Annotated in this window: 16 protein-coding genes; 2 read left to right on the top strand and 14 right to left on the bottom strand. The window is 41.2% G+C overall.

Annotated features, from left to right (window positions below; all coding sequences use genetic code 11):
* Positions 1-61: 61 nt before the first annotated feature.
* From AAFF35_RS10270 to AAFF35_RS10250, 5 genes are read right to left on the bottom strand one after another with little or no spacing between them, the layout of a single operon-like run.
* Positions 62-1156 (bottom strand): ankyrin repeat domain-containing protein, encoded by a 1095-nt coding sequence (locus AAFF35_RS10270; RefSeq protein ID WP_342332366.1) that lies wholly within the window; start codon positions 1154-1156, stop codon positions 62-64.
* 18 nt (positions 1157-1174) lie between these two features.
* Positions 1175-5335: an RHS repeat-associated core domain-containing protein gene (locus tag AAFF35_RS10265; protein ID WP_342332365.1), complete on the bottom strand. Its 4161-nt coding sequence runs from the start codon at positions 5333-5335 to the stop codon at positions 1175-1177.
* Between the two features lie 24 nt (positions 5336-5359).
* Complete coding sequence (locus AAFF35_RS10260) at positions 5360-5698, bottom strand: hypothetical protein (protein WP_342332364.1); 339 nt, start codon at positions 5696-5698, stop codon at positions 5360-5362.
* Position 5699: 1 nt separating this feature from the next.
* A complete protein-coding gene (locus AAFF35_RS10255) occupies positions 5700-7040 on the bottom strand; it encodes a hypothetical protein (protein WP_342332362.1) in 1341 nt (446 codons plus the stop codon).
* Positions 7041-7044: 4 nt separating this feature from the next.
* Positions 7045-8868, bottom strand: a complete 1824-nt coding sequence (locus AAFF35_RS10250) for a phage baseplate assembly protein V (RefSeq protein ID WP_342332361.1) — start codon at positions 8866-8868, stop codon at positions 7045-7047.
* A 291-nt stretch (positions 8869-9159) separates the two neighbouring features.
* On the opposite strand from AAFF35_RS10250, the gene AAFF35_RS10245 reads away from it, so the two are divergent.
* Together AAFF35_RS10245 and AAFF35_RS10240 are read left to right on the top strand one after the other, a co-directional pair.
* Entirely contained in the window at positions 9160-9567 is a 408-nt protein-coding gene (locus AAFF35_RS10245) for a Dabb family protein (protein ID WP_342332360.1), read from the top strand.
* 222 nt (positions 9568-9789) lie between these two features.
* Positions 9790-10140, top strand: a complete 351-nt coding sequence (locus AAFF35_RS10240) for a helix-turn-helix transcriptional regulator (RefSeq protein ID WP_342332359.1) — start codon at positions 9790-9792, stop codon at positions 10138-10140.
* 64 nt (positions 10141-10204) lie between these two features.
* Here AAFF35_RS10240 and AAFF35_RS10235 read toward each other — a convergent pair whose 3' ends face one another.
* From AAFF35_RS10235 to AAFF35_RS10195, 9 genes are all read right to left on the bottom strand, one after another.
* The gene (locus tag AAFF35_RS10235; RefSeq protein WP_342332358.1) at positions 10205-10588 is read right to left on the bottom strand and encodes a DUF2750 domain-containing protein; all 384 of its coding nucleotides are present in this window, start codon (positions 10586-10588) and stop codon (positions 10205-10207) included.
* 5 nt (positions 10589-10593) lie between these two features.
* A complete protein-coding gene (locus AAFF35_RS10230; protein ID WP_342332357.1) occupies positions 10594-10893 on the bottom strand; it encodes a polymorphic toxin type 8 domain-containing protein in 300 nt (99 codons plus the stop codon).
* A complete protein-coding gene (locus AAFF35_RS10225) occupies positions 10880-11218 on the bottom strand; it encodes a hypothetical protein (protein ID WP_342332356.1) in 339 nt (112 codons plus the stop codon). Before AAFF35_RS10225 ends, AAFF35_RS10230 begins: the two co-directional genes overlap by 14 nt.
* 859 nt (positions 11219-12077) lie before the next feature.
* Positions 12078-12938, bottom strand: coding sequence for a site-specific integrase (locus AAFF35_RS10220; RefSeq protein WP_342332355.1), 861 nt, complete (start codon positions 12936-12938; stop codon positions 12078-12080).
* Positions 12939-13092: 154 nt separating this feature from the next.
* The gene (locus tag AAFF35_RS10215; RefSeq protein ID WP_342332354.1) at positions 13093-13818 is read right to left on the bottom strand and encodes a tyrosine-type recombinase/integrase; all 726 of its coding nucleotides are present in this window, start codon (positions 13816-13818) and stop codon (positions 13093-13095) included.
* 3 nt (positions 13819-13821) lie between these two features.
* Positions 13822-14364, bottom strand: a complete 543-nt coding sequence (locus AAFF35_RS10210; protein ID WP_342332353.1) for a hypothetical protein — start codon at positions 14362-14364, stop codon at positions 13822-13824.
* Positions 14365-14448: 84 nt separating this feature from the next.
* Positions 14449-14907, bottom strand: coding sequence for a hypothetical protein (locus AAFF35_RS10205; protein ID WP_342332351.1), 459 nt, complete (start codon positions 14905-14907; stop codon positions 14449-14451).
* A gap of 172 nt (positions 14908-15079) precedes the next feature.
* Entirely contained in the window at positions 15080-15505 is a 426-nt protein-coding gene (locus AAFF35_RS10200; RefSeq protein ID WP_342332350.1) for a hypothetical protein, read from the bottom strand.
* Between the two features lie 13 nt (positions 15506-15518).
* On the bottom strand, positions 15519-16226 hold the full coding sequence (locus AAFF35_RS10195) for a hypothetical protein (protein ID WP_342333360.1): 708 nt from the start codon (positions 16224-16226) through the stop codon (positions 15519-15521).
* Positions 16227-16238 lie beyond the last annotated feature (12 nt).

Genomic DNA, 16238 nt, shown 5'->3' with positions numbered 1-16238 from the left:
CCACAGAATAGGTTTGACTATTCATCTGTTGCTGTTCAAGTCTATTTCATATATAGAAATCTCAATCTTCATTTCCAAGTTCAAGTGTTAATTTTTTCCAACCAGCTAGTCTTGCTTTTTCAATTGGCTCTTTAGTAAAACCTGATTTTGTTTTTCGAACAGGCAAAAGGGTATATAGCGTTACAATTTCATCATTTTCAGAAGCGGCCAAATTTTGATCTGCATCTTTTCCTCCTGGCCATTTTAGATCAACCACACAAAATGCGGCGATCCCCTCCGGCCAGCTCAGATCTTTGAAACGATCGTCCTCTGCCAGAATATAATCGCCTTCCGAGATCTTCATTCCTTCTTTCACCGATTGCGTAATTTTCGACAACAACTGTATTGGAAATTGATTTTCAGCTGTTTGAACATAAAAATTCCAATACCCCTCCAAAACGATGAACAGTTCGATCATCGGTTTATGAAAATCAAACAAACCAAAAGTAAATAAGACCCTGTTCTTTTTATTATTAGCAGGCACCAACTTTTGCACCACAGGCTTATCCTTAGCGAAGGAAGCAACATCTACGGGTAATATCTTTCCCAACCTCAAAGTTACATGACTTAAAATACCACTTCCTGGAATTTCATTCTCAACCCACTCCGGCAAGATGTAATGACTTTTTGCTTTATGTAATTTTAGATAATCAGCAATTTTTGGATCCTTTAGTGAAATTGCAAGATCTAATGGAAGCATTCCATTCCTGATATGCATTCTATTAACGTTAGCTCCATGGCTCACTAACAGTTTCACCATTTCAAAATGACCAAACGTAATTGCGCTCATCAAAGGTGATAAAAGACAGCTCTCTACGCCATCTACATAAGCACCGTTCTCCAATAACCAACTTGCAATTTCAATATTATTTTCCGTACCAGCGACATTTAACGGTGTCTCATGGCCCTTTAAAGAAATGTTTACATCTAAACCTTGTTTTACGAAAAATTTAAAAACTTTAAGATCTCCATACCTTGCACAATAATGTAGCGGTGTTTCAAGAACACCAAAATATTCGACAGTTAATAAATTCGGTTGCTCATCCAGAATTAATTTGATTTTATCCAGATCGCCATTTTTAATAGCGACATTAATATCGTTTGATTTGTAATTCATAATTAGTATCTAATTCTTTTAAAAGAAGTCTCCTTGGTTCATCGCTTTAGCTAAGTCACTCATTGTTTCCGCTACATTGTCACTAGTTGAAAGCTGCTCCCAAACATGCTTCGCAGCCTTTTTAGTATGGGCTCCGTCCCCATTTGCTGCTCTTGTAAAATTTCTAATATCATCATTTAACCCTATCCCTGCATCACTAATAATTTTCTGAGAATCAAGTATATAATTTCTATGTGTATCATCCCAGTTAGATGGAGCATTTTCTCTCACAACATGATGATCATGTGGCCTATCGATAAACTCATCGCTGTACATCTCTCTGAGTTTTCTTTTATCCTCAGCGCTCAATAAACACTTCTCCAATCCAAAGACATCTAGCCAATTTGAAGGATCATGAACATAAGCATAAAAGTTAAGCTCACCGGATGCTAATCCAATAGGATCCTGACTAATATACATCCCTTCGTCTGGACTGTAATATCGAAAACGGTTATAAGATAATCCGGTTTCAATATCCAATGTTTGTCCTTGAAACATGTAGTTACAAAAGCCAGCCTCACCCTTTTGCATCTTTGGCTTCCCATAGCTATCTATTTCCCTTTGCCAAATTAAGTCTCCCTCGTCATTATAGCCTTGTATCGGTGTACCCAAATGATCTGCAACAATACTATATTTTTTACCCCCCTTTATCTTTGCTACGGGGCTAAAATCAGTATTGTTAAACACCCAGGTAATCATCTCATCCACCGTACTTTCCCTTGTATCAAACTCTTTCCATTCGTGCAACGGTTTATTTCCGTCCCAAACAAATCTAGTAATTGTTTTTTTATATTTTTTCCATAGCCTACGACCTAATGCATCATAAGCGAAACTGACTTCAACATTATCTGGTCGTACCACTTTTTCAAGCATACCACTCTCGTTCCAATGATACCTCCAGGTATTACCGTTAACTTCTCTTTTTTCTATTAACTTACCTTCATCATCATATTGGTACTTACAGGACTTACTTCCTTTCAAACGTCCACCTTTGTCGTATATACGATCGTCCCTTTGTTTACTCTCAAAAAGATTACCTACCGCATCAGGCATGCGAAATTCTGCCGTTCCATCTCCGTAAGTAACTTCAGCAAGATTCCCATGGACATCATGCCTGAATAATTTTGCCCCTGTAGTTGAATCATTAACTCCAACAAGTTGCTCCCCATCCCATGTATATTTTCTTTGGTAAACGGAACGTTTATCTTTTTTGATACTTTGCTGAATAAGGTTGCCAGTTTGATCGTAGTCAAAATATTCATGTACACCTCCGGTTGAGTCTCTTTGTAAGACCTGCCCTTCTTGGTTACGCCTGAATGTTGCCTGCCAGCCATTAGCCTCTATACTTTCCAGCATGCTCATAGCCTCATCATAATTCATCTGAACATTGGCACCTAAACTACTCGTCAGATCTGTGCGCTGTCCTAATAGGTTATAAATACTGCTAATCCAATGATCATTACAGCTCTCTTGTACCACCCGCCCCATCAAATCCCTCACTAATTCTATCTCTGCATGTTGGTTTGTAGCGTTAACTAGTTTACCCATATTATCATAGCCATAGTTTTCGCAACTGCCATCTGTACGATGCAGAAGAGTTATTAATTTTCCGGCACTATTATATTCGTAGGCATCTACATGACCATTTGGACGTTGTAATTGCACAACTTGTCCCGAAGAATTACGTGTATAATGCTTTTTAAGACCATCAAATCCTATTTCAACAACCACATTTCCTTCGCTATCCAACTCTAAGGTGTATCGCTCATCATGCTCATTAATTACTGAATTAAGCTGACCTTCTTTATCATAAACAAAGTTAATACTTACTCCTGCTTCGCTCCTTCTGATCACATTTCCAAAGAAATTACGCTCTAAATTAACCTTATAATATTTATCTTTTATTTCAATTATGTTACCCCTACTATCATAAACCAGATGTTGTAAGTTACCATCCAGATTCACTTCAGTCACCTTGCCTAAAAGATTATATTTCCGATATTGTGTATTACCTAAAGGGTCCTTTATCTCAATACATCGACCTAATGCATCATAATAAAATGTTACTCTCCGTCGATTCGGTAATTCTCCCAAGGCAAGATTATATTCCCTGTCATACCTGAATTGTGTTACTTGACCTAAAGCATTTATAATATTTTGGACAAGACCGTCATTATTATATATATAACTTATTGATGCCCCCAATGGATTCGTACGCTTCAATAAGTTACCCATATCATCGTACTCATAACTCCATACACCTCCATTAGGAAGTGTCGTCTCCAGAGGTTTATTCTGTGTACTATATTTTATTGCCAACTCCCCCTGTCCAGGCAGATTAATAGAAATCAGATTCCCTTTATCATCATACGCATATGTCGTCGCTACTCCCACCTCATTACTCTCCGCAATCAGGTTAAAACAATCATCATAAGTAAACAGCTGCTCACCACCTAAGCTATTCACAATCTTGGTTACAATTCCTCCCTGATGATAATAATCTTTACTATGCCCCAAGCTATTTGTCGCAATCGTATGTCCCTCCAGATAAACAAAAGTATAACTGAAAAGACCATCAGGTCCAAGCGCAGCTGTACACCTTCCCACCTTATCATATTCAAAAGTAAAGACCGTTCCATCATTAAACCTGCGCGCAATAATGTACCTGTCTTTCCAGGCGAAACGATTCAAATATCCTTCCGCATTATACAAGCCATTTAAATTACCTTCTTTGGTATAAGTATAGCGAACCGCATCAAAGCTACTCCCGCTATTTCCCAATGCAGGATTTGGCAATTTCAATGCGCTGATCAACCCTTCCTCATTGCTTTCTACCGTAATCAACCTGTCCGCGCTATCCTTAATCTGGGTCAGTTGTCCCTTATGATTGTAAGTAAAACGGATCGCAAAACCATTGCGGTTCACAATGCTCCTCAGATTACCATGTCCATTGCTTCCCTGTAATGGCCCATTAAAGTAATAATACAAGCCATCCTTATGACTCACAAAATACTCTCCTTTCTCATCCCGGTGCAGTTCATATTTCTCCATCGGATTATAGAAACTGGTCCCTGGCTGAAGAACCGGAAACACCACTGGCCTCCCGGCAGTATCATTCATGATCACCATAGCATCTTCACCATCCACCATTAGTGTGATGTCGTAACTATGGTAAATATTCTTACCTAACGGCCCATCATAATTGCTATCGCTGTAATAATTTGCTTCCCACACAAAAGGAATTGGCCCTGGCAACGTAAATCCGTCTAAATAACTCGCCATGTGTCCACTTGCAGCATCCACTGGTTCACCAAGATACTTACAGACATAAGGTTGTACCGCAGCCCTATATTTCTTAAAACCTGGAAACTTAGCTTCTATCTTGGCCATCAGTTTGGTCAGCAGTTTACCTAACATTTTAACCGCAAACTTTAACCCATGCATCAGCCCCATCAACATCAGACTATTGATCAGATCGGCCAGCTTTAATTCTTGTTCGACTTTCGGTCCGCCCACAATCACCGGTTTACCCAATGGCAACACCACCATGACTGCCGTTAAGAAATTCAGGTAAAATCCCCCTGTAGGATTATTCAGCAAGATCTTTCCTACATCCTGACAAGAATATGCCCTGCATAGAAATGTACTTTGATACATTCCCTGGGTAATTACCGTATTGCTCCCGTGCGAAAGCTGCCCTTCATGCGGATGAAAAAACTTTGGCAATAGAAACAAAGGGTGAGGAATCACCGAATGCAAAAGATTCAATGCTTTCACCGCTTTTCCCAAACCTTTCAATTTCCCCATCAATGGAGGCACCGAAGGCATTCCCCATAAGGCACTTTGTGCGGCACCCCGGTAGCAATCGTTAATTAGTACCGTCCCGCCCAAAGGAACATCCTTGGCAATTGTAAATCCATCATCCGTATACACCGGCATCGCCGGAACCGTAAAATGGATATAATCCATTGGATCGAAAACCAATGCCGCAAAAGGTGTGATTGGACAAGGCGTGATTGGCCATGGTACTTTCAGCACATGAAAATCAAGACCCAGGACGATGTCAAAATGCTTTGCTGCCGGTTTTGGATCTACGGGTGCAGCCGGTACGATGGGATCATTTACTATCTTAAATGCCATAATTGTAAGTTTTGGTTTGGGGGATTATGGTCTTTTAGTCGTCACTTCACTGCCATTTGGATCATTCGGATCGTAGTACACAGTTACCGTATCTTTTTCCTTCAGGCTGCCCCCCAGCTCGCAATTAAAGCGGATAATTTTCTCTCCTTTGGCATCTGTAATCGTGATGTTATATCTTGCCTGTTTTGCTCCATAACGGGTTACACGTTCCGGCAATTTCTGATCTATTACTGCCTTTGCAGCAACATAGTTTTTGTATTTTTCTTTCTCCGCATTGTCTTTCTGTAAATAGCTACAACCGGTGTAAGTCAGAGATATGATGATGAAGATGGCTGCAAGCCACATGATTCCGTTATTATTCATCTTATTTAGTTTTATTGAGTTGGTCATATTGATCGGTCAGGTTATTTTTCCAGTTGTTTCCCCACAACTGATTCAGTATCGGCGTATAGGTATTCAGCATTTCCTGATCAGCAACGCTGAGCATGTCTTTTGCATAAAACATAGCCATTGTATTCTCTTTTAGTGCGTCATCACCTTCGTTACTTAACAACTGCCATCCCTCGCTAAAGCAAGTTCTGGCCTCCGTTTTAGTAGCGTATTTTCGCAGACTGTTCCCCAGCATCTGATGGATTCCGGCTAACATCATCGGGTTTGCGCCAGCTCTGTCGAGTTCCAGGCTTTTCCTGTAAACCGCAGCAGCCTGTTCAAACTCCTTACTCATGAAATACAAGTTGCCTTTGGCAATGTAATACTGGTATTGCGTCTGGTCATGTTGCTCCTTCTCTTTTTCTGCAGCCTTAGCAGTGATCGCAATTGCTTTATCAATTGCCTGATGGGCTTCTTTTGCCTTTTGCACTGAGGCGTAAAAAGTATGCTCAAAAAAATGAACTAGTGCTATCTGAGGCTGCCATTCATATTTTTTAGCCAACTTCAGACAGACATTTCCATAATAACGAACATCTTCTTCATCACTATAGCCAATCGCCTCATTCATCTTGATCAGCGCCTGCTGAAAGCTCACCATATCTTTTTCTTCTTCTGTCCCTTTTTTCGCCTTCGTCTCTTCCAGAATCTGATTCATTGCACCTGCGATGTCCAGATCAGGCTGGAGATATTTAAATTCTTCTTCCTTCTTTTTGGAAAGGCCTTTAAAATACATGGAGTCCCTCGATTCATACAACATGATCCGGACACTATCCGAAATCCCTGCATTCATCAACAGTTCTATCCAGTTACTAAAAGCCTTCACATCCGTCAGCGCACTTGGAAATAGCGCCAGAACCAGCTTTTCAGGACGCCCAGTCACTTTTAATGCTTTAGCCAGCTTATTGATGTTCTCCGCAAATAACGTCGCTTCAGTCCCCTGTTCTGTGATCGATTGCGCCTCCCATTCTATCTTTCCGGTCACCTCTGTGAGCGATGGGTCTTTATTCCATTCCCTAAAATAATTCTGCAGGTCAGTTGTGATCCGATCTCCATATAACTGCAGCTCTGGTTCAAAGGGTTGCGACAAGCACAACACCGTATCCTGCAGTGTTTTTTCTAAGGAAGTCTGGTACATCACAAACCCTTTTATTGTTTTAAACTCAACTGAAGAAGCGCCAACCCAGGCAAACACACTTACTTTAGGGTTCTTGGTCAGCGATTCGGTCCACATTTCAGAAAGCATCATCACCCGCTGCATGATCGCGTTATTCTCCATGCGTCTAGTTGATGTTTACTTTTGCGCCCTGAACGATTGTTTCGCCTTTGGCCTGAATCATCACAGGACCTTCAGAACTGGCTTCAAGGCTCTTGCCCCCAACCATACTGAGCTTTGTTTTTGCGCCAATAGTAACATTTTCAGGATCCAAAGAAAACCCGGATCCGGAGAAAGATTTCTCATCCCCAGAACCAGAGCCCATAGAGACCAGTTCCGAACCTAAAGCCACTATGTTTTTAGATTTGATAGCAATGTTACCCTCTTTATCTAAAGTGATTGCACTTGCCGCACTTTCCCCTTCTCCACAGGAAATGGTGATGCTGATTTTACTGTGCATTGAAATATTACCTGCGCCATCCAGTATGATCAGGTTGTCATCTTTATCTTTTATTGTCATCCCACCACCATCATCCAGCTGAACGGTATGTCCGCTTTTGGAGGTCAGGCTTTTCGTGTTATTGCTGCTGCTGCCACCGCTTCCCGTTTTACCATGGAATACACTTCCCATCACCAGGGGACGGGCAATATTACCTTCTTCAAAAGCAACCAATACCTGGTCACCTACTTCCGGTATAAACACAAAACCCCTGTTCTTACTCACCTTTTCACTCCCACCGGCATCAGGGGTTACGACCCTCAGCCATTCCGTTTGATCGTTCGTCTGACATTGCCATTTGAACTTCACTTTAATCCGTCCCTGGCCTTGTGGATCATTGTTGTCTACCACATCGGCCAATTGCATATCCGGATTTGGACGATCGTAATTCCTGAAAGCAACGCGTTCTGTCGTCGATACTATCCCTTCAAAAGAGTTGTTATAATGACCACGTTCATCTATAATATGGTGTACGGAAGTAATTAGAAATTTCCCCAGACTCTGGGCCGAAAAATCCAGGCCTTGTTTCAAACTCATACTTACTTCAGCAATGCTGCCAATCCCTACTTCCGGATTGTCGCCATTGGCATTTATTTTTAGCAGTCCGCTGATGTTTGCCTTTTCCTCGTTATCTACCAGGGATTTAATATCACTGCCATTGTCTACCCGGATTAGTGAAGGTTGATTAAAAGTCTTGCTGTACATCGAATTGGAAGCATTGATCGCATGAACCAAATCAGGTCTACCATTGGCCTGCCCGGTGCTTTCGCTCTCGAGCATCTGATCTTGTTTCGGATTATAGGCAAAGCGCTTGTTTTTGATCGGTGCAACTTCCATCGCATATTGTAAGCTCTGGACATCTCTTCCGTAAAACAAAGCCACTTCCTTCTGTTCGTCCGGTTTTCCAAAGTTGAGGTTCTCCCCATCATAGAAAAACCATTCATGATATTCTCCGCTCAATCTGTTTAAAAAATCGAAATCACTCTCTCTATATTGAATGACATAATCAATGGAACTACTTCTGGAAGCATTTGCTACAATCCTCAGGTCATTGGCAGGCGTATCTTTGGTGGCCAGTTTAACGATCGAATTCAGGTCTTTATCCAGGTAAGAACCTAAATCCGGACCTCTGTCTATTAAAATAGTCGGACTATATCCACTAACGATCAAAATTCCATGATAACCATTACTCTGTGCCAGCTCTACTTTCGTCACCATCCCTGAAAACTTCTGCATTTTAGCAGGATCGTATCCAAATGATGCAGTAAGGGTTTGTCCGACGAAGTCGCGGCTGGAGTCCAGACTGATCAATCCGGGAGCACCCAGCTGATCGTGTTTAAATCTAAGTTCAAAGTAATGATGCGCATTAAAGCGCTGTTGAAGGGTAAATGAACTAAAATGCAGTATACGTTTATCACCTATACTGATTTCCTTGGTTAAGTCGTTTTCCATAATGATCGTTAATTACTGTAGTACAGCATTTTGCTCCAATACAGTTGTAGTTCCCCAACCCAACAATCATTCCAATTACCAACAAAAATGATAAATAATTATAATTTTAATCAAAAATATACACATAATGTACGTAAAATGCCGTACTAAGCATATTTTAGAAAAAATAATTTTCTGATTTATACGTGAATAACGGATGAGTTAAAATTCAAATCCAATTATTTTAGATGGAAAAACAGACAATGTGATAATTACCTTGGACAGACAGGTTCTTTTTTCTATTTTGTGTTTATGAAAAAGCCCAACCGGAGAAAATTTCTTGGAACAGCTGCAGCCATTGCAGTTGGAACTGCAGCATCGGCGATGCCACTATCAGGTAACAACAAAATATATCCAATAGTACATCATGTATTCTTCTGGTTAAAAAATCCGGATTCCCAGGCTGACCGTGATCAATTGATTAAAGGCATAAAGACCTTATCAAAAATAGAAACCATTAAAGATATTCATGTAGGAATAGTGGCCGGCACAGAAAAACGTGACGTCATAGACAGCAGTTGGAGCGTATCTGAATTGTTATTCTTTAAGGATCTTGAGGGACAGGCGATTTACCAGACCCATCCGATACACCTTGAATTTATAAAAAACTGCAGCCATCTGTGGAGCAAGGTATTGGTTTACGACATTATTGAGGCTTAATTCGTATTTAAGTATTTTTCCTTACCTATTTACGATCATATTCTCCTTCTTTTATATTAAAAGTAATCTCATGAAACCGCTTGTCTGAAGCGACTTTTATACTGTCAAAAAGTTTTCTAAAATCTGCTGTTGGAAGAACAGCAGATCTTTCGATCTCGATTTTTTCCAGCTCGTCAAAAATTAAGGTGTGATCATCATATCTCAAAAAAACATCTGTACATATTGAAAGACCCCGCATCCGCAGTACTTCTTTCTTTATCAGATTTAAGGGATCAGAGAGGCTGGTCACAAAGCGACCTGGCTACCAAAAGCTGCATTTCAAGGGTAATGATAGGTAAATACGAACGTGAAGAGGCTGTGCCTTCTATTGAGGTGGCTAAAAAGATCGCACAAGCCTTTGAAGTTACGCTGGATTATCTGGGAGGAGAAAGTACCAATGCTTCCTTTGACAAAAGAACAGTTAAGCGGATGCAACAGATAGAAGGGCTTTCTGATGATGACAAGTCTCATCTGATAGCCATTATTGATGCCTTTATCCGTGATGCCAATACCAGAAAAGAATATAACCAGTAAACAACAAAGCCTAACTGTAAAAAGTTAGGCTTTGATTCTTCATTTTACTTAAATGAGTTCTACATTAATCATATTGTTCTAACTCCTCTTCGAGATCTCTCCAAAGTTCGCTCCAATTGACTATAAATCCAGTTTTATTGGCCACCGAAAAAACGTTGATTAGAAACCCATTCTTAGCAACAAGAGCTCCTATCTTATCCTTAAATTCATCCAAACTAAACTCAACAACATCATAGTTTCCCCATTCTAGAACAGCACATTCTTTTGCAAATTCAGCCGCACTCCAAATTGAAATCAATTTGTTGTTTTTAACTTCTGCAATTGCTATTTCATTTTCAAAAGATAGGGTATAAACCATCTCCTCATCGGCTACCTTTTTTATAAAATAACCATATCTTTTGAATGCATCAAGTTTAGAGACATTTAAGATTTCTTCATTTGTTATCATAGGTTCTAATTTGGTCTTTCCTTATTCTTTTTACCATTATTATCATACTTATGCTGCAGTCTATGCAAATCTTGATCTTGGAGATCGGAATGCTCATAGCCATATCCTTTTGCAGCTTCCTTCCCCCGTTTGTGAGCCAGCACTTTTCCAGGTGGATTTCTTATATTTTTTCTCTTTCCTCGATCTATTTGAGTCTGCTCTTGATTAATCCATCCTCTATTTGCAGAACTTTCTTTGTCATCTTTTACTGCATCCTTAAGCCTTTGCTGCCTCCCCGATCTTCCAGGATTCTCAGCTTTTTTCAACAGCTGGTTCTGGTTCCTCAGCAACTGATTCGGGCGCTTTTTCAGTTTTGATACCTACTAATATGGGTTTAGCCAGACTCGTGGCATCAGAAGATGAATCTTCGTAATTCCTACCTTTAGTATACTGTTTAATCCCATTTGTTACAGTATACGTTATTCCTCCAGCTAACACTGCAGCAGCTACGTACCTTAAAGCGTGATATGCTATTATCGGACAAACAGGGCAATTTCCATCAGGATCGGTAAGATTTACAGGATTATTCCATCCGTAAGCATAAGGAGATTTATCAATTTGATTTGGATGATCAGCTAACTGATCCACCACATTCCACCTTCCAATTACCGGATCATAGAACCTTGCCCCGTAATCGTACAGGCTACCGCATTTTTTTAGCCGTTTCTGAAGTTTACCAGTTGCACTTTTTCAGTGCTATAAAGAACGTTCCTCTACCAAAGATATAGATTTGATTTTCATCCACCAACCTTGTTTTTTGGCCGTTTTTGTTGTTTGTTTTTTGCAGGGAGCGGTACTATAAAAGGCAGTGCTTGTTCGTTAGATCATCTGTAACAGCAAAGGTAGCCTCGAAAGAAAAGCAGTAAAGGGACTTTCGCGGCATAAACGCTCTTATCCTGCCCGCAATGCCATTTATTCCACGTTCCCTTGACAGCTTTCCTTTCTTTGGCTCGGGGTGGCTTAACAGATGAACGACCTGAACCCTTGACGATTGGGGCCCAGTAAAGGGCATCATGCAATCCCTCACAGGGATGGAAAGGTCTTTGGTATGCGGGGAGGATAAGAGCGGATCTTTCTATCCCTGTGAGGTTGGGCGGGTGCAGTGCCCCCGTTTTCAAAGGGATTCCGTTGTTCCCCCGACCAGTCTTGCACTGCCCCAATCAGCCATTAACAATACCATGCTGCCGCAGGCTTTGCCGCTGACCGACCGGAGGAAGACGGCAGAGCGCAGGCCAGCCGGGGGCGTGCGGCTATTTAACATAATAGCCCATTATAACGGCAGCTTTGGTCGCAGAAAGGCCTCGTGGGGCTGTTTTATAATGTGTATTATGTTATATAGCTTGGGGCCGGTCTTCCCGGCAGAAGGGATCAGCCGGGCGGAAGGGCAGCAAAGCACAGAGGGAAGCTGTAAGCTGGCTGGGTTTTGATGCACTGAAGATGGTGAAGGGGATTATTTCAATGGATGATGCTTGTTTAAAGCTTCTTTAAGGTCTTCAAGGTTGGTGGTCTGATAACGTTCTGTACTGCTTACATATTTATGGCCTGCCATATACTGAACCGTTCTCAGGTCTTTTTCCTTTAACCATTCAGTGATTACACTCTGGCGGATCTGCATCGCATTCTGATATTTTGGATTGAGCTTTCTAAGTGCATAATTTAGATGTAGTAAACTGTTTTTTAGACTTTCGGTATCATTCCTTCCGGTAAACAGCCTTTCAGAACTACTTTGTAGTTTAGGCCTGACCAGCAACAGGTATTCCTGTAAGTCCAGGATCTGACCAGGCTGAAGGGCAAGGATCCTGCCATTGTTTTTACCTGTTTGTGGTATTTGTATCTTACCCTCTCTTAGTTTTAGGTGCTCAGGTCTCAGAGTTTCCAGTTCCAACCTACTCAGCCCCTGAAAGACTAACAGACCGAGCATAACCTTGTTCCGGTGAGTACGTTCATCTTTGATCTCGTATTGCTCATGCAACTCTTCCAGTTCTGATCTTTCCAGCAGATCATGAGGAATGGCTCTGAGTGTTCCTTTCAGCCGGACTCCCGCTACTGGATTACAGGCCGCCTGATCTTTGGTTTTAAGGAAAGAGAAGTAATATTGTACCGATAGCAGGTTCCTGTTGATATAAGCTGTACTTCCTCCATCGGATTTCAGCCGATCAGTATAGTCCAGGATCTCAGCATAACTAACCTGATTTAACGTGAGGCTCTCTTTGCTTAGCCAGGCAAGGAAGTAATCAGCATAGTTCCAGTGCTGAATGACTGTTGATGACTTCATACCCTGATCTTTCAGGTAGGCTTCAAAGTCCTTCATTAGTGATATGGGTATAGATTTGTGTACTTTCCAGACTGCTGTGACCTAAGAACCGCTGGATCTGTTCCAGCTTCATTCCTGATTGCAACAGATGAGTAGCGATGCTATGCCGGAGGGTATGTGCCCCAATCTGCTTTTTGATCCTGGCTTTGCCTTATAACTTCCTGATCCGTTCAAATACGGTAACCAGCCTACTGCCCTGAATACTCAGCAGCAGGGCATCTTCCCCTTTTCCGCTGAGCAGGTAAGGCCGGGAGTAAGTCAGGTAGTTTTCCAGATCTGTTTTATTGCTGCCGGTAAGGGGAACCAGGTGCTGTTTATAACCTTTCCTTACATACACCAGTTCCTTTTCCAGCTGAATATCGTCTACGTTCAGGCTCAGCCCTTCATTTTTTCTCAGTCCACATCCATAATAAAGTGCCAGCATTGCCTTATCCCGCAATCCCAGTTTATCTTCTCCGGTTGCTTCATACAGCCTGCCAATCTCTTCAGGGCTCAGGATACATTTGATATTGCTGCTTTTACCTTTGATCTGTACTTTCACCTCAAAGCTTTCCTGATTACTCTCTGAAAGGTAACGGCTGAACTTACGGATCACCTGCAGGTGTTTACGCAAGTAGTTTTTACTTAAAGTCCCTTCCTTCTTCTGGTTTGGACGTTCGGATAGCTCCTGCAGGTAATCTTTCAGGTCGTTTTCCTGCACTGCAGATATGCCGCTACAGCCTTTTGTTTCAAGAAAGATCAGGAAGCTGGCTAGCATTTTGGGCATGTCCCTTGGGCTGCTCGGCTCAAAGTTCAGTACCCGGAGCCAGCGGCTAAACCCGGCCTGCAGCCTGATATAGAGCGGGTTTTTCAGTTTTATATTTTGCCTGCCTTGCATTTTTTACTTCGCTTGGGTTACTGTATCTTTCTTGCTGATCTTCTGACTGTTATGTAACCCATCAGGACTTTGGGTTACTACTGAGTTACGGGTTACTGAACGGATATCCTGAAGGATGTTTGTAATAAGGGTTTTGGCATCTGTACTAAGCACTTCCAGATCGTTCCAGCTCTGTACTTTATATTCAAAGCCTTTATAGCGGTTGCCACGGATGATTTTGATGTAGCCCATCCGCTCCAGCTCATACAGGTAACGGCCGATACTGCTCGGGCTGATCCGCAAGGCAGAGCGGATTTCCTTGCTGTAAAAGCTCTCGGTATCCTGTTCTTTTAACCAGGCTTTCAGTTTTTCAAAGAAGCCCCGGCAGGTATCATTCAGCTCATCACTCTTTTTTAAGATTGTAGCTTCCAGTAGCGTAAAGGCAGCTTCAATATCTTCTATGGTACTTTCAATATACTGCTCCCCGGTATCTGTATCGGTTTTCAGTTCCCGCTGGTATTGGTGGTAATAGGTAATGGTTTCGGTAAACAGCAGCAGCAAAAGCATTGTCCTTCTTGGCTTAAAGACTGCTTCAGGCAATTGCAGATAGACGGCATGGGGATTTTTAACGGTAACGGGCTGTAGGGCCCGCTACACATTTTTGAGCTGTGTCCGGATCCGCTGTTCAGCGCCCTGATCAACTTGCCCGGCGCTGAGTCTACGCTGATAGTCCATGATCTTTTTATCCTGCTCAATGCTGTTATCCATATACAGCAGGATACAGCGGTTGGCATTATCCTCATACAGCTGTTCTCTGGTGGTGCAGGCACTCACACAAACAGGCCCTTCTACACCACTTATCTCTAGAAGAACAAGTTCTCCCTTTTCAACTAACTTCAATAGTTCTATGTGAATTTCATCCAAATTATAGGTTATTCTATTCCACTTCGCATTAGTGTTGATAAATTGATACACCTCCCAGTTAGAAAACTTAATAGGAAAGCCATTTTCAGGCAAGAAGTCAAATTCACAAACAACGTCCTCTTTTTCTAATCTATATCCTGCACCATGATAGACAAAACTATAATCGCCAATGGTCCTATTGCCCACATGTATAAAATCGGATTCAATTTTATTTTGGGATTTCCATTAATAAATAGGCCTATTCAGGATTTCACCTACCGAACCCCCTGCCCCTATAAATGAGTTGTCTGGCTAATTTGAGCCGATAAGGCAAAATCTATCACAAATGGAATTTACATGGAAAACAAACGAGTTTTTGTTAATAGTAAACAACTTTATTTTCTTTATAGCACTCATTAATTTTACTAAGCAATTTAAGAAGAACAGGAGTGTCCATACTGCTACCCAATGGCCTTAGATATAATAAAAGATCATGCATATCCTTATCCAAATCCTCTGTTTCCAACAACTTAATGCCATTTGGATTGCATAACGCAATGTAAATCCTTCCATGGCTTGAATTTGCACCAAAGAGGTAAATAGCATATCCGGCTTTTGAAGACCGGCTCTTATAAATCAAAGTCTCGTGAAAATAATCTTTATAAGTATTCCAATTATCCTCTGATTTTGAAAGTTGCTGATGTTCAACAAGAAATTCAACCATCTTTTTTTTTCTAGCTAATTCTGTCTGAATAGGAAGATTCCAATAAAAAAACACAAGTGCTATTGATAAAACTATTTTCATAATAATTAAAATTTTAAAGAAAAAGCATCGTAGCTGTTTTCAAAGCCTGTTTTACAACGGAATTTCTAAGAGATTGAGTTTCAACAGCCTCTGGTTTACTTTCCACATCCGCCTTTCCGTTCTTAAAATGCTTTTGATACTGTTTATTGACATTGCTCTTGTCAGTTGCATGGACAAGTTCATGGGAAGCGACCGCTGAAATTGCTGCATCAAGATCACCTGCCTTATAAACTTCAGTATACAAAGCCATCTGTTCAGATACCTGACCTGTTTTTCTATCAACTAATGAACTACCTTGGTTAATCGCATTTTCATTCGCCTTTAAATTGCCTTCAAAAATTACTACCATAGCGCTTTTGGGAGCCCCATCAGAATTCCAGTTAGTTAGGGTTAAACCGGCCATAGTTGGGTTCGTTCCAGGATCAATTTTTAACGTCACCCCATAGCTAGTATTATTCGCCTGATCTAACAACGCTTTATTTCCATTAGCGACTAATGCATTTCCAATCCTTCTGGTATCGGCTGAAGCATTTTTACTCCATTTTACACTCCCACTTGCAGTAATTGCATAGTTAACTCTTTTACCATCTGTTCCTTTTATCCACTCAGGCATCATCCCGTCTGGATCAACAAATCTTATCGGATTATTGAATGCATAGTTATAAGGTGAGTGTCGTCTCATCTTCTCTGCCATTGGATCTACAACATTCCACCTTCCAATTACCGGATCATA

Origin of the sequence: Pedobacter sp. FW305-3-2-15-E-R2A2, from assembly GCF_038446955.1 — a bacterium.
In the GTDB taxonomy this organism is placed as follows: domain Bacteria; phylum Bacteroidota; class Bacteroidia; order Sphingobacteriales; family Sphingobacteriaceae; genus Pedobacter.
Note: the sequence above shows the minus strand (reverse complement) of the source record. Positions and strands in the feature narration are given on the sequence as shown.

What these genes read in the sequence shown, in the direction of transcription:
- AAFF35_RS10270 (WP_342332366.1), bottom strand. Translation starts at nt 1,156, where the DNA reads ATGAATTACAAATCAAACGATATTAATGTCGCTATTAAAAATGGCGAT.
- AAFF35_RS10265 (WP_342332365.1), bottom strand. Translation starts at nt 5,335, where the DNA reads ATGGCATTTAAGATAGTAAATGATCCCATCGTACCGGCTGCACCCGTA.
- AAFF35_RS10260 (WP_342332364.1), bottom strand. Translation starts at nt 5,698, where the DNA reads ATGAATAATAACGGAATCATGTGGCTTGCAGCCATCTTCATCATCATA.
- AAFF35_RS10255 (WP_342332362.1), bottom strand. Translation starts at nt 7,040, where the DNA reads ATGGAGAATAACGCGATCATGCAGCGGGTGATGATGCTTTCTGAAATG.
- AAFF35_RS10250 (WP_342332361.1), bottom strand. Translation starts at nt 8,868, where the DNA reads ATGGAAAACGACTTAACCAAGGAAATCAGTATAGGTGATAAACGTATA.
- AAFF35_RS10245 (WP_342332360.1), top strand. Translation starts at nt 9,160, where the DNA reads ATGAAAAAGCCCAACCGGAGAAAATTTCTTGGAACAGCTGCAGCCATT.
- AAFF35_RS10235 (WP_342332358.1), bottom strand. Translation starts at nt 10,588, where the DNA reads ATGATAACAAATGAAGAAATCTTAAATGTCTCTAAACTTGATGCATTC.
- AAFF35_RS10220 (WP_342332355.1), bottom strand. Translation starts at nt 12,938, where the DNA reads ATGAAGGACTTTGAAGCCTACCTGAAAGATCAGGGTATGAAGTCATCA.
- AAFF35_RS10215 (WP_342332354.1), bottom strand. Translation starts at nt 13,818, where the DNA reads ATGCAAGGCAGGCAAAATATAAAACTGAAAAACCCGCTCTATATCAGG.
- AAFF35_RS10210 (WP_342332353.1), bottom strand. Translation starts at nt 14,364, where the DNA reads ATGCTTTTGCTGCTGCTGTTTACCGAAACCATTACCTATTACCACCAA.
- AAFF35_RS10200 (WP_342332350.1), bottom strand. Translation starts at nt 15,505, where the DNA reads ATGAAAATAGTTTTATCAATAGCACTTGTGTTTTTTTATTGGAATCTT.